The 12,977-nt window shown below is 56.0% G+C and carries 11 protein-coding genes; 3 read left to right on the plus strand and 8 right to left on the minus strand.

From position 1 onward, the window contains the following. Positions 1-447 precede the first annotated feature (447 nt). Positions 448-1,002 (minus strand): dCTP deaminase, encoded by a 555-nt coding sequence (gene dcd, locus LAO76_13485; protein MBZ5491938.1) that lies wholly within the window; start codon positions 1,000-1,002, stop codon positions 448-450. Between the two features lie 150 nt (positions 1,003-1,152). Here dcd and LAO76_13490 point away from each other — a divergent pair, with 150 nt between their 5' ends. Further along, a complete protein-coding gene (locus LAO76_13490) occupies positions 1,153-1,422 on the plus strand; it encodes an integration host factor subunit beta (GenBank protein MBZ5491939.1) in 270 nt (89 codons plus the stop codon). A 56-nt stretch (positions 1,423-1,478) separates the two neighbouring features. Then, positions 1,479-2,552 (plus strand): site-2 protease family protein, encoded by a 1,074-nt coding sequence (locus LAO76_13495; GenBank protein ID MBZ5491940.1) that lies wholly within the window; start codon positions 1,479-1,481, stop codon positions 2,550-2,552. Between the two features lie 12 nt (positions 2,553-2,564). On the opposite strand, the gene priA is transcribed toward LAO76_13495, so the two are convergent. Further along, positions 2,565-5,015, minus strand: coding sequence for a primosomal protein N' (gene priA, locus LAO76_13500; protein ID MBZ5491941.1), 2,451 nt, complete (start codon positions 5,013-5,015; stop codon positions 2,565-2,567). 79 nt (positions 5,016-5,094) lie between these two features. Beyond that, the gene (locus LAO76_13505) at positions 5,095-5,814 is read right to left on the minus strand and encodes a uracil-DNA glycosylase (GenBank protein MBZ5491942.1); all 720 of its coding nucleotides are present in this window, start codon (positions 5,812-5,814) and stop codon (positions 5,095-5,097) included. A 290-nt stretch (positions 5,815-6,104) separates the two neighbouring features. Between LAO76_13505 and LAO76_13510 the strand changes: the two genes are divergently transcribed. Beyond that, the gene (locus LAO76_13510) at positions 6,105-7,004 is read left to right on the plus strand and encodes a hypothetical protein (protein MBZ5491943.1); all 900 of its coding nucleotides are present in this window, start codon (positions 6,105-6,107) and stop codon (positions 7,002-7,004) included. 135 nt (positions 7,005-7,139) lie between these two features. Here LAO76_13510 and coaBC read toward each other — a convergent pair whose 3' ends face one another. The 5 genes from coaBC to rapZ all read right to left on the minus strand — a co-directional run bounded on the left by coaBC (position 7,140) and on the right by rapZ (position 12,944). Next, on the minus strand, positions 7,140-8,378 hold the full coding sequence (gene coaBC / locus LAO76_13515; GenBank protein ID MBZ5491944.1) for a bifunctional phosphopantothenoylcysteine decarboxylase/phosphopantothenate--cysteine ligase CoaBC: 1,239 nt from the start codon (positions 8,376-8,378) through the stop codon (positions 7,140-7,142). A 180-nt stretch (positions 8,379-8,558) separates the two neighbouring features. Next, positions 8,559-9,239 (minus strand): guanylate kinase, encoded by a 681-nt coding sequence (gene gmk, locus LAO76_13520; protein MBZ5491945.1) that lies wholly within the window; start codon positions 9,237-9,239, stop codon positions 8,559-8,561. Beyond that, entirely contained in the window at positions 9,236-10,117 is an 882-nt protein-coding gene (locus LAO76_13525) for a YicC family protein (protein ID MBZ5491946.1), read from the minus strand. Before LAO76_13525 ends, gmk begins: the two co-directional genes overlap by 4 nt. 34 nt (positions 10,118-10,151) lie before the next feature. Continuing rightward, positions 10,152-12,029, minus strand: a complete 1,878-nt coding sequence (locus tag LAO76_13530; GenBank protein ID MBZ5491947.1) for an ABC transporter ATP-binding protein/permease — start codon at positions 12,027-12,029, stop codon at positions 10,152-10,154. A 90-nt stretch (positions 12,030-12,119) separates the two neighbouring features. Further along, complete coding sequence (gene rapZ / locus LAO76_13535) at positions 12,120-12,944, minus strand: RNase adapter RapZ (GenBank protein ID MBZ5491948.1); 825 nt, start codon at positions 12,942-12,944, stop codon at positions 12,120-12,122. Between the last annotated feature and the right edge of the window lie 33 nt (positions 12,945-12,977).

The following is a 12,977-nucleotide window of genomic DNA, read 5'->3' on the forward strand; positions in this document are numbered from 1 at the left end:
CAGGGGTTGACTACAAAGACTAATGCAGGGAAAGGGGAAGCGTCCCCTTCCCCTGCACCCCATCCCCTCAACCTAGTGGAAGAGAAAGTGTCAGGTATGTGCCCGGTCTAAAGTGTCAGGGATCTGCCCGGCTGTTCAGGCTGAAGGACGCAGGCAGAGGGCTGCAAAGTGGGCTTCGCCGACTTAGATCGTTCGACTCCCGGCTGCGCCGCTCGCTCACGATGACAAGTTGAGGCGCGGCGATTTTGCGCCGCGCGGCTTATTTGAATCGCGCGTCATCGCCGACATCGCACGGGATCGGAAAACAAACCTAACCGCGGGGAACGGCCCGAGGCCGGAAAATCGGAAACATCGGGCGACATCGGAAAGACCGGACACCGCCGAGGGCGGCGGTGCCACATGAGCCATCGCGTCCGCGGGCGAGGGCGCCCACGCTCCACGAGCACGTTAGAGCTTCGGCAGCACAATCCCCGTCTGTTTCTGGTATTTCCCGGCTTTGTCTTTGTAGCTCGTTTCGCAAGGCTCGTCGCCCTGGAAGAAGAGGATTTGGCAAAGGCCCTCATTGGAATAGATTTTGGCCGGCAAGGGTGTGCTGTTGGAAATCTCAAGCGTGACAAAACCTTCCCACTCGGGCTCAAAGGGCGTCACGTTGACGATGATGCCGCAGCGGGCATAAGTGGACTTGCCGACGCAGATGGTCAGCACGTCGCGGGGAATCTTGAAGTATTCCACCGAGCGCGCCAGGGCAAAAGAGTTGGGCGGGACCAGCACGGACGACGCCTGCACGCTGACGAAGGACCGTTCGTCGAAATTCTTGGGATCGACAATGGCGGAGTTGACGTTGGTGAAGATCTTGAATTCGTCGGCCACGCGCAGATCGTACCCGTAAGACGAAACGCCATAAGAAATCACGCCTTCACGCACCTGGCGATCGTTGAAAGGGTTGATCATTCCATGCTCTTGCGCCATGCGGCGGATCCAGCGGTCGCTTTTGATTGCCATTTTCTTAGAAGGTTCCTTGGTTTTGCGGGGATTTGGTGCAGAGCCAAACAAGCCATCTTATAGGCGAAACTGTTCCATTGACAACATGCGTAAAAGTCCAATAATATCTGCAAGTTACGCCCTTTCTGTAAAATTGAGGAGAGCTGACCTGTGATTAAGCTCGATATCATTAACGAAGTGGTCAACAAAACCGGCATCACCAAAACCAAGGCCGAGCTGGCCGTGGAAACCGTTTTTGAAAGCATGAAGAAGGCCCTGGCCGGGGGCGAACGCATTGAGCTGCGCGGATTTGGCGTGTTTAACGTGCGCCCGCGCAAAACCGGAATCGGCCGCAACCCGCGCACAGGCGCGGAGGTGAACATTCCTCCCGGAAAGGCCGTGCGCTTTAAGCCGGGAAAGGAGTTGCAGTCCATCGACTAAGCAGTTGACCCGCTTTCCCACGCGGCAGCTTTTGAGTTTCCAGGGCTATTCGTTTCATGTCGGACATCCAGCCGCTTTCGCAGGAATACCACGTTTTTGATCCTGAACGACGGGAAATTACTGTCGTTGTAGTTCATCCGCCGAAACGGCGTTATTGGCTGCACGCGCTGCTATTTCTTGCAACGATCTTTACCACGCTCTGCATCGGCGCGCACATGCAGGACACGTTTAACCGCAACCTTGGCCTCTTTACAGACGATCTGGATTACTGGCCATGGCAATGGGCGCTGCAGGATTGGCATCGGCTGTTGATGGGACTTCCGTTCTCTCTGTCTCTTTTGGGAATTCTCACGGCGCATGAGCTGGGACATTACGTTTATTGCATTCGACGAAAAGTTTTTGCCACGCTGCCATTTTTTATCCCTGCGCCCACGTTGATTGGGACGCTGGGAGCTTTTATCCGCATCAAGTCGCCCATTAAGAGCCGCGCTGATTTGTTCGACATTGGCATTGCCGGTCCGATCGCCGGTTTTATTGTTGCGGTGCCAGTAATGTTCTATGGCTTGCTGGCCTCCAAACTGCTCACCGGCGATGCCGCTGCGGCTGCCGCTTCTTCCGATCCGGCCAAGGCCAGCATGCTGCTGGGCTTTCCACTGATCTTTAAGCTCGGGCACTGGATCATGGCTGCGATGGGAAGCCACGCAGCGGTGGCTCAGGCTCCTGTGAGCGCACTGTATCTGCATCCTATGGCGATGGCAGCCTGGGTGGGAATGCTGGCGACCTCACTGAATTTATTGCCGGGGGGCCAGCTGGATGGCGGACACATTATTTTTGCGGTGAATCCGCGGCTGCATCGGCCTGTATCCATGCTGAGCATTTTGGTATTGCTTTTGCTGAGCTGGTATTACTGGGCAGGATGGCTTCTCTGGGCCGTGGTGTTGCGCTTTACCGGCGGCCGCCATCCAGACGTACCTCTGATGCCGCCGCTCGATGCCAAGCGCCGCGTGCTGGCATTTTTTGCTTTGCTGATGTTGGCGCTAACGCTTATTCCTGCGCCGTTCGGCGATCAGGGACTGGGCAAGGTGTTGAATGACTATCGGGCACAGCGCCAGCAACAGCCGTCCAAGTAGTTTGCGCTTTTCTCACAAAAGAGAGATCGCGTCCACATCCACAATGACATTCGTTCGCGGAATTTTTTCTCCATCGGCAAAGCCCAGCATTCTTCGCAACGATGCATTCAGCTTTTCCCTGCTCGCCGCTTTCAGGATGAAGTGATAGCGATAATCGCGCTTCAGCCGCATAATCGGCGCTGCTGAAGGCCCCAGCACGCGCACACCTTCATTGCGTGTCCCCTCAAACCATTTGCCTAGCTGTCCGGTCCAGCGCAACGCCTGCTCCAGCTTGTCACTTCGTACCAGCACATTGGCCAGCGCAGAAAACGGAGGATAGTGCATCCACTTGCGGAAGCGCACTTCCTTCTCATAAAAGCCGGCGTAATCGTGCTGCTGCGCGAACTGGATCGCGTAGTGATCGGGATGATATGTCTGCAACACTACCTTCCCTGGAATTTCACCGCGGCCCGCTCGTCCAGCGACCTGTGTCAGTAATTGAAACGTGCGTTCGGCGGCGCGAAAGTCGGGAAATCCCAGCGCGTAATCCGCTCCAACTACGCCCACCAGCGTGACGCCGTGAACGTCGTGCCCTTTGGCAATCATCTGCGTGCCGACCAGAAGATTGATTTCTCCCGCATGAAACTGGTTGAGCACCCGCTCAAAGTCATGCCGATTGCGCACGGTGTCGCGGTCAAGGCGGCCAATGCGCGCCTGCGGAAATGCCGCGTGCAGCCGCTCTTCAACTTTCTCTGACCCCGTTCCCAGAAAGAAAATGTGCTCGCTGTTGCACGCCATGCAGCGCTTGGGAACCGCCTGCCGATAGCCGCAATAATGGCACTCCATGCGGTGCGCGGCCTTGTGATAGGTCATGGCAATCGTGCAGTTCTTGCATTGCAGCGTCTCACCGCAAGCGCGGCATAGAACAACCGATGAATACCCTCGACGGTTCAGCAACACCATCGCCTGCTCGCCGCGATCCAGCCGGTCGGTCACTTCCTGAATGAGTTGGCGGGAAAAAATCTGGTCTTCGCCGGTCTGCTGAAACTCAGATCGCATGTCCACCAGCTCGACTTCAGGCAGCGGCCGCCTCTCCACGCGCTCTTTCAGTTCAATCAGCCGATACTTCCCTGCCTCTGCATTGTGGTAGGACTCAATCGCGGGCGTGGCCGAAGCCAGCACCACCGCTGCGTTCGTGAGCTTGCCGCGCATTACCGCAACATCCCGTCCGTTATAGCGCGGCGTTTCTTCCTGCTTGTATGAGCTGTCGTGTTCTTCGTCCACCACGATGAGCGCCAGATTCTCCACCGGCGCAAAAACCGCTGAGCGCGTGCCGACTACTATCCGCGCATCGCCACGCCTTATGCGGTGCCACTGCTCCGCGCGCTCATCGGCAGAAAGCGCCGAATGCAGTATGGCGACTTCATCCCCAAACACCTGATGCAGATTCGCCGCAGCGGCTGGCGTGAGCCCAATCTCCGGCACCAACAAGATCGCCGCACGCCCTTGCTCCAGCACTGCCTGCATCGCCGCCAGATAAACCGCCGTCTTGCCCGAGCCGGTGACCCCGTGCAGCAGCGAGACTGAAAATTTCTGTTCTGCCACCGACCTTTGAATCGCCGTCAGCGCGGCTTTCTGTTCCGCGTTAAAGATAAAGTCCAGGTGTGAGGGCCCGCGCTTCTTCATGCTGCTGACGCTGAAATCAGCCTGCTCCTCCACCAGTTCCACGATGCCGCGCTTGACCAGCGTTTGCAGCGTCGTGCGCGGCACAGCAAGCTCGCGAATTTGCTCCACCAATACCCTGCCTGCCTGCTGCTGAAGCAACGCGACGATCTTCTGCTGATTCTCATTCAGCTTGCCGCCTGGTTTTCCAGGAAAAAGCTCTTTGAGAACAGCCACCTGCACTGTCCGTTGCGCGTCGCGGACAGAAGAAACGTCTTCCCGCGCAATCCATTTCTTGCGCAGCAAGAGATCGAGCACTTGCCGGTTCGCGCCCGTGGCGGAACGGATCGTTCCTTCCAGCGCCTCGTCAGACATAGACAGATAATCGAGCACCGCGTACTCAATCATCTGCGTGTCAATGTCCTGTTTCGATCGGCGCGACGAGCCCGCGGTGGCTGAAGCATGCAGCGCCTCGTAACCAACTTCAGTGATCCGATAGAGCTTAGCCTTCTTGATCTCGGCGGCAAGCGGCAACATGCCACGAAACACATCGCCAATCGGAGCCAGGTAATACTGCGCGATCCATTGCCCCAGCTTCATCAACCCTTCATCCAAGACGGGCTCGGTATCCAGCACCTGGATCACGGTCTTGGCTTGCATGGAAGGTGCGTGATCATGAATCGCCGTCACCACGCCGGAGATGCGCTGGTTGCGAAACGGCACGAGCACACGTCCACCTACTACCGGCTGCTGCTCGGCAATTTTGTAGGTGAATGCCATGTCCAGCGGGACTGGCAATGCTACGTCGCAAAAGGTGGGCATGAGCTAAGAGAAGATTGTACGGGAAGAGCTGAGCGGCGTGGCGGCGACTGCCCTTCCGGAGTTTGGCTATCGCCCGATACTACTCAGGCGTGCTCTTGGCCGAAGGCGGGTTCAATCCCAGATACTTCATCACCATCTGCAGATCCTTCCACGCTTCCTTTTTCTGCCGCGGATCGCGCAGCAGATACGCCGGATGGTACGTCACCAGGAGCTTGGAATCTCGAAAGTCATACCAGCGTCCGCGAAGGTTGGCCATGGAATCATTCACAGCCAGCAGGTTCTTGGCCGCCACGGCGCCCAGCGCAACGATGACTTTGGGCTTGATCACGTCAATTTGCCGCATGAGAAAAGGTGAGCAGGTATCGCACTCATCTTTTTCCGGCGTGCGATTACTGGGCGGCCGGCACTTCACTACGTTCGCAATGTAAACGTCTTCGCGCTTGATTCCCATGGCGGAAATCATGTTGTTCAAGAGCTGTCCTGCGCGCCCGACGAACGGTTCGCCTTTCGCGTCTTCATCAGCGCCAGGGCCTTCGCCAACAAACATCAGGTCGGCATTCACATTGCCCACGCCAAATACCAGGTTGGTACGTCCTTTGTGCAGTCGGCAACGCGTGCAGTCGCCTATGTCTTCACGAATTAGTTTCAGTGCCGAAGGCTTGTCGCCGACCACGGGCGGTAACGACGGCGAAATCTGGGTCTTCATCGGTGCGCTCTCAGGAGTACTCTCAGCTACCGGCTGCAATGCCAGTTCAGCGCTCTGGTCGATGGGCTGGCGATAGAAATCATGGATGCCCATCTCTTTGTAATATTTCACGCGGGCGGCAAGATGTTTCCTAGTTTGCGGATCGAGGGACTTGGGCATGGCTGCAAGCAAAAATAAATGGTTAGGCAAAAGAAGTAAACGGCGTCAGGACCTTTTTGTTTTTCTCCGTGTTTGTTTCTAGCCGCCGCTCGATGAATGGTGTAAAGGCTGAGTCTTGGCCCTTTTCGGTTGACGATCCTGATGCGGGCGCGGATCATAACGAAGGAATCACAGCATAAATAGCGTTCTATTTCCCAATGCAAGCTTTTCTAAGGAAGTATCTTATGCGCTCTTTATTTGTTCTTGTCTGCTCCTGCCTAGGCTTTTTCGCTACTGGCTGCGCGGCTCATCATCGTGCTGCGACGCCGGATTCCATTCAAGCGCGGCCACCGGCTCCGGTCGTGGTTTCCGGCTCAGTACGCGAGTCTCTGCCGGGCGATTACTTGCGCTTGATCTTTCCCAGCAAAGGCACAGTTATTACACAGATTACAAAGCTTTCCGCTCCTGGAGCTTTGCGTGCTTTCACCACGGCTACCGTACTCTACTCGCCGCCGCTCAAGCTTGCAGAAATGCCCTACTATTCAGGACTGGTGAACGATGATGGAAAGGTGCTGGTAGCCATGCGCTGCCGTCCGCCGCATCCGGAAGCGGTGGATGCCGTTCTAGCTACATGGCCCAATGTGTTTCTGGCAGTCCAGCGTGATGTTCCCCTGCCTCCCGGCGCTTGTGAGAACGCCCCCAGTGATCCTGCCACGCAGATGGCGTGCTTTGCAAAGGCGTTCAGCGATCCTCCAGTGAGGGAAGTTCCTTCCGCACTCGCGCAAACCTTCAACTATGCAGCCAAGCTCTACGATGATCCCAAGCTCAAGCCGCTGGCCGATTGGCTGAAAAATAATTACGGGATATATCCCGCATTTAGCGGAATGGGATATTCGGTGAAAGACTCTTATTCGATTGACAAACAGCCAATGAGTTCGCAGCAGGTGCTGGTGAAGTCCGAGTCATCAGAATACATTCTCAAGAATGTGTCATTAGGCGAGGCCGGCTGCCGCTGCATTTCAGTCGCTCCATATCCTGGCCGGTCCAATGCTCCTGTTGATCCTGATTTTATTTCGCAAGCTGGTGGTGATGGAACCTGCAAAGCCGTAGACCGGCTGGCAAGCCAAGGCGGGCATAAGCACTAGCGACTTTTTATCTGGATTGCTGGAGTCGTGTTGCTTTTCACATAAAAACAAATCTCACCACGGATGACAAGGATTTACAAATTGGAAGTGGTCCTATTTGAACTTTTTGATCCGTGTAAATCAGTGCTATCAGTGTTATCTGTGGTGAGGTTTGGTTTTTTGTTCAAAGCCGAGCCGTGTACGTTCCAGTTTGACCTTCACAACCGCATCCAGCACCCGATGCGCGACTTCCCATTTGCTCGTTTCCGGCACGGTCTCTGCTCCAGCATGTGTAAGGATCGTGACGGCGTTGCGTTCTGAGTCGAATCCTATCCCGGGCTGCGAGACGTCATTGAGCACGATGGCGTCCAGCGATTTGCTTTCCAGCTTCTTGCGCGCGTTCGCTAGCACATCAGTAGTTTCGGCGGCAAAGCCCACAACGATGCGGCTGCCTTTTTTCGCGCCCAGTTCGGCCAGGATGTCGATGGTGGGCTCGAGTTCCAGCGTCATGGGGCCTTTGCGCTTGATTTTTTCGTCGGCGGCCGCTCGCACGGTGAAATCCGCCACCGCGGCAGCTTTGATCACGATTGTCGCGCGCTCAAAATGCGCCGTCACGGCATCACGCATCTGCTGCGCCGTCTGCACCTGAACAACTTCCGCCGATGACGGGGGCTTGAGCGCCGTTGGCCCAGAGATCAGAATGACTTTTGCGCCCCGGCGCAACGCCGCTTCCGCCAGCGCATAGCCCATCTTCCCGCTGGATCGATTGCCGATGTAACGCACCGGATCAATCGGCTCGCGCGTGGGCCCCGCCGTGACTAATACAGTCTCCCCAGCAAGGTCCTGCTCCGCCTTCAAGGCCTTGAGCACTGCCAAGACAATCGTCTCATTCGCAGCCAGCCGCCCTGCTCCCACCATGCCGCAAGCCAGGTAACCGCTGTCCGGTTCTACAACCGCAACTCCACGGGCCTTCAGCGTTTGAATATTGGCCTGCGTGGCGGCGTTTTCCCACATGTTTACGTTCATGGCGGGTGCCACAACGACCGGTGCAGTGGTGGCAAGAAACAATGTCGTTAAAAAATCGTTGGCTTCGCCGTGGGCGAATTTGGCGATCACGTCGGCAGTAGCAGGCGCAACAACCAATGCATCAATCGCCTGGGCCACCGCGATGTGTTCGACCGCAGAATCGATATTAGGTTCTTCAGCGCCTGCGCCAAACAGATCGGTAATCACTTTTTCGCCGCTCAGCGCAGCAAAGGTCAGCGGACGGACAAACTCCTGCGCTGCGCGTGTCATCACCACCTGTACGCGGATGCCGCGATCCTGCAATAGACGGACCAGTTCAGCCGCCTTATACGCGGCTATTCCCCCCGTAACTCCCAGAGCGACCTTCATAGCAAAAATTGTAGCCTGCTTGGAAATAGAGTCATAGTGGCAGGATTGGGACGCTTTTTCTTTTTGTGTATCCCGAGCGAGGCGAGGGAACCCTATAGTAACAATCGAGCTTGGGTTTGAGATGACTAGCTCACTACAGAATACAGGGACATTACAGCCTTCCAGGCAAAACCACGGCCTTCAAAACGTGGCCAGAATTCCCCTGATTTTATCTTCCATGTTGGCCTTCAGGCATTTTTCGGCCGTCGCCAGATATTGTTTTTCCGCCGCGGAAGGCGGTTTCCCAGACCTCCGGATGCGCTCACCCAGGACAATCGCCTGCAATTGGTCTACCGACTGCTCCAGGCGATCATTGATCAGAATGTAGTCATAGTTGGGATAGTTCTCAATCTCGCGGCGGGCTTCGTCCAGGCGGCGACGGATGACGTCTTCGGCAAGAACATTCTCGCTCTGGCTGCGTTTTCTCAGGCGCGATTCCAATTCTGCCCGGCTGGGCGGCAGGACAAAAATGCTCACTGCATCCGGCATTTTGCTTTTCACCTGGCGCTCGCCCTGCACATCGATATCGAGCAGCAAATCATGGCCGTGCTCTTCCGCGTGCTGCAAGACTGAGCGGGCGGTCCCATAGTATTTGTCAAACACCTGCGCGTATTCAAGGAAGGCATCGCGCGCAATCATCGCTTCAAATTCTTCGCGCGTAATGAAGTGATACTCGCGGCCATCCTGCTCGCTGCCGCGCGGTAGGCGCGTGGTGTAAGAGATAGAAAATTCCAGGTTCGGCACGTACTGGCGCAGTTCATTCACCAGCGTGGTTTTGCCGGAACCGGAAGGCGCGGAGATGATGTATCGGATGCTGCTCATTCCAGGTTTTGTACCTGCTCGCGGCATTTCTCAATCTCCGATTTCATCAGCAATCCCAGCTCGGTAATGCGCAGCCCCTCGCCTGCCACGCCAGAAGTTTTTGAAAGCAGCGTGTTGGCTTCGCGGTTCAGCTCTTGCAACAGAAAATCCAGCTTTTTGCCCACTTCGCCGCCCTGGTTCAGCAGCTTGCGGAAGTGATCAATGTGAGTGTTCAGGCGGACCAGCTCCTCCTGGATGTCACTGCGCTCGGCCAGGATGGCGGCCTCTTGCAGCACACGGTCCTCGTCGGCGTTTTCAATCAGTTCCAGCATGCGCGACCGGACTTTTTCCATGTAGGCTTTTGAAACGGCAGCGCGGAGCTTGTCCACTTCATTCGTGGCCTTCTCCAGCGAATCCAGCCGGCGGCGCAGTTCGGCTTCCATGCCACGGCCTTCCTGCTCGCGCATAGCATTCAGCTTCTGGATTGCCTGTTCCAGCGCCGCCAGGACTGACGTTTCAAAATTGCCGTCCACCGGAGTCATCGCGCCCAGTGCGCCGGGCATGCGGAACACATTGTTCAAATCGGGCTCGCCGGTGGTGCCGAATTCGCGCGACGCCTTGCGGAACGCCTCAACGTAACCGCCTACCAGTTCGCGATTGAATTCATAGCCCGCTCCGCCCCGGCGCTCCACGCCCAGCGTTACGTCAATGTGCCCGCGGGCCAGCCGTTCTTTTAGCACGCGGCGGATCTTCATCTCCAGTTCGTCCATCTCCAGCGGCATGCGTAGCTGGGGATCAAGAAAGCGATGATTCACGGACTTCAACGACAGGGTAAATGAAGTGCCTTCGCCTGCCTGAGACTTTACCTGCGCAAATCCGGTCATGGATCGGATGGACATAGTTATTTTCTTGGACCTTTTTAGTTTTTAGGACCTAATTTTTGATCTGGGCTTCACGGACGGCAATGCCGGGTTCGTCAACCATTTTGGGGTCTATTTCCATAAACTGCAATTCATATAATTTGCGGTAGGTTCCCAGACGGGTCAGCAGGTCCTCATGTGTGCCGGAGTCGGCAATACGTCCGCCCTCCAGTACCACAATACGGTCAGCATGGCGTACCGTAGTCAGCCGGTGCGCAATCACAAACACTGTTCGGCCGGAAATCAGGTTTTGCAATGCGCCCTGCACCAGCGCTTCAGACTCCGTATCAAGCGACGAGGTGGCTTCGTCCAGAATCAGGATTGGCGCGTTCTTCAGAAGCGCGCGGGCGATCGCGATGCGTTGGCGCTCTCCGCCGGAAAGCCGCAATCCTCGCTCGCCGATCATGGTGTCGTATCCTTCGGGCAAGCGAAGAATAAAATCATGCGCCAGCGCCGCTTTGGCGGCTTCAATCACAGCTTCTCCGGTAACGTGCGGCTGACCATAAGCCACATTGTTGCGCACCGTGTCATTAAAAAGGATGGTTTCCTGTGTCACTACGCCAATCTGCGCGCGCAATGAGGCCAGCGTCACGTCACGGATATCATGTCCATCAATCTTGACCGCGCCTGAAGTTACGTCAAAAAAGCGCGGAATCAGATTGACCAGCGTGGTCTTGCCCGCGCCGCTGGAACCCACGATGGCCACAACTTCTCCGGCGCGTGTTTCTAGGTTCACATTGTGCAGAATTTCCGTTTCCGGACCATTCGCGCCGCCGTAAGAGAAGCAGACGTTTTCAAAACGCACGCGCTCGCGAAAAGCGGGTAGCGCAATCGCGTCAGGCCGCTCCTGGATGTCATCTTCCTCGTCGATAAAACGGAAGATTTCCTGTGACGCCCCCAGCGCCTGCTGAAAGCTGTTATTGAAAAACGCCATTTTGCGCACGGGATCGTAAAGACGGAAGACCGCGATAATAAACGCGATAAAAACGCCGGGCGTCATGGCGCCGCTGTTGATCTGGTTGCGGCCCACCCAAAGCAGCAGCGCGATGGCCAGCACGCCGACTATATCCATCAGCGGCGAACTGACGGCCTGCGCCGCAACCGATTTCAAATTAGCGCGGAAAAGCTTTCTGGCAGCGGTATGAAAGCGGCTGCTCTCCCAATTTTCCATGCCAAAGGCTTTCACGATTCGGTTGCCGGCAATGCTCTCATGCAGAATGTTCTGGATATCGGCCAGTTTGTCCTGGCCTTTGCGCGTCGTGCTGCGTACACGCCGTCCGATCTTGCCGGCGGAAACAATCACAAACGGAACAAAGATCAGCAGTACCCACGCCAGCTTGTGTCCCAGTACAATCACCGCGCCAACAAGAAAGAGCAGGGTAAACAACTGCTGCAGGAACTCGGCCAGCGCAATGGTGAGCGTCACCTGCACTTTTTCAACGTCATTTACGACGGTTGAAACCAACATGCCAGTGGAATGACGGGAGAAAAATGAAATCGACCGCCGGAGAATCGTGTCATACAGGCGGTTGCGCAGGTCCGTGATCAAGCCAAAGCCTGCGTGATTCACCAGATAAGTGCCAATGTAGTCACAAACGCCCTTGATCAGGGCCGTCCCCACCAGAGCCACGGCGACCACCGTAAGAGGATTGCGGAAATGCTGGGGAACAAAATCCTGTAGATAAACCACGTGGTGCGTGCCGGGAAGGTTGGGCAACAGTGTGAGTGAACGCCCTGGGCTCTTGGGGTTCAGGACCTTATCAATGATCGGCCCCATCAAAATGATGCGGAAGCTTTCCATGGCGCCGACAACGGCCATCAACAGCACAGAGCCGATGAAATGCGGCGCGTAAGGACGCAGGTACGCGAGCAATCTTGTCAGTTGTCGCATACGACACCCTTGGCGGCAGAAAACATTGCTCCCATTCTAAAGGAGTGCGGCTGAAATGCGGCCAACTGAATGAATGTAAAGTATTGTCAGTTACCGGGGTGAATCGCGATGGATAACCTTCACCGGATATCCAGCCCTAGCCAGCAGCTTCTTTACTTCTTCCGCAATAAAGACAGAGCGGTGCTGGCCTCCGGTGCAGCCAAAGCCGATGGTCAGATAGCTCTTGCCTTCGCGCACATAATGCGGCATCAGGTAAACCAGCAACGCGGAGATGCGATCGATAAACTCCTGTGTCTGTGGGAAAGACCGAATATACTTGGCCACCTGCGGATGGCGTCCGGTATAAGGCCGGAACGCGGGAATGAAGTGGGGGTTCGGCAAAAAGCGCACGTCAAAGAGCAGATCAGCATCATTGGGCACGCCAGCCTTGTAGCCAAAGCTGACGACCGAAACCATAATGTCTTTGTCCGTGCTGCCGGCGGTGAACTTGGCCGTGATGTGTGAACGCAGTTCATGCACGTTAAACTTTGAGCTGTCCACCACAATATCCGCCAGCGTGCGAATGGGCTGCAACAGGCGGCGCTCCTGCTGGAGCGCTTTCTTCACGGTGGAATCCTTGCCCAGTGGATGCGGGCGGCGCGTCTCACTGAAGCGGCGCAATAGCGCTTCGTCAGAGGCCTCAAGAAAAAGCACCGTTGTCTTGATCTGTTTGCGCAGCGATTGGATGATCTTAGGCAGGCGCTTGAGTTGCTCGCCTTCGCGAATATCGGCCACCAGCGCGGCTTTTTCGATTTCCGCGGACTGCTTTGCCAGATCGGCGAAACGCGGAATCAGGTCAATGGGAAGGTTATCGACACAGTAATAATCCAGGTCTTCAAATGCCTTGAGCACTGAAGCTTTTCCGGAACCTGACATGCCGGTGATGATGACGAGATGAGTAGCGCTTTG

The sequence above is a fragment of the Terriglobia bacterium genome (genome assembly GCA_020072645.1).
Lineage (GTDB): Bacteria > Acidobacteriota > Terriglobia > Terriglobales > Acidobacteriaceae > Angelobacter.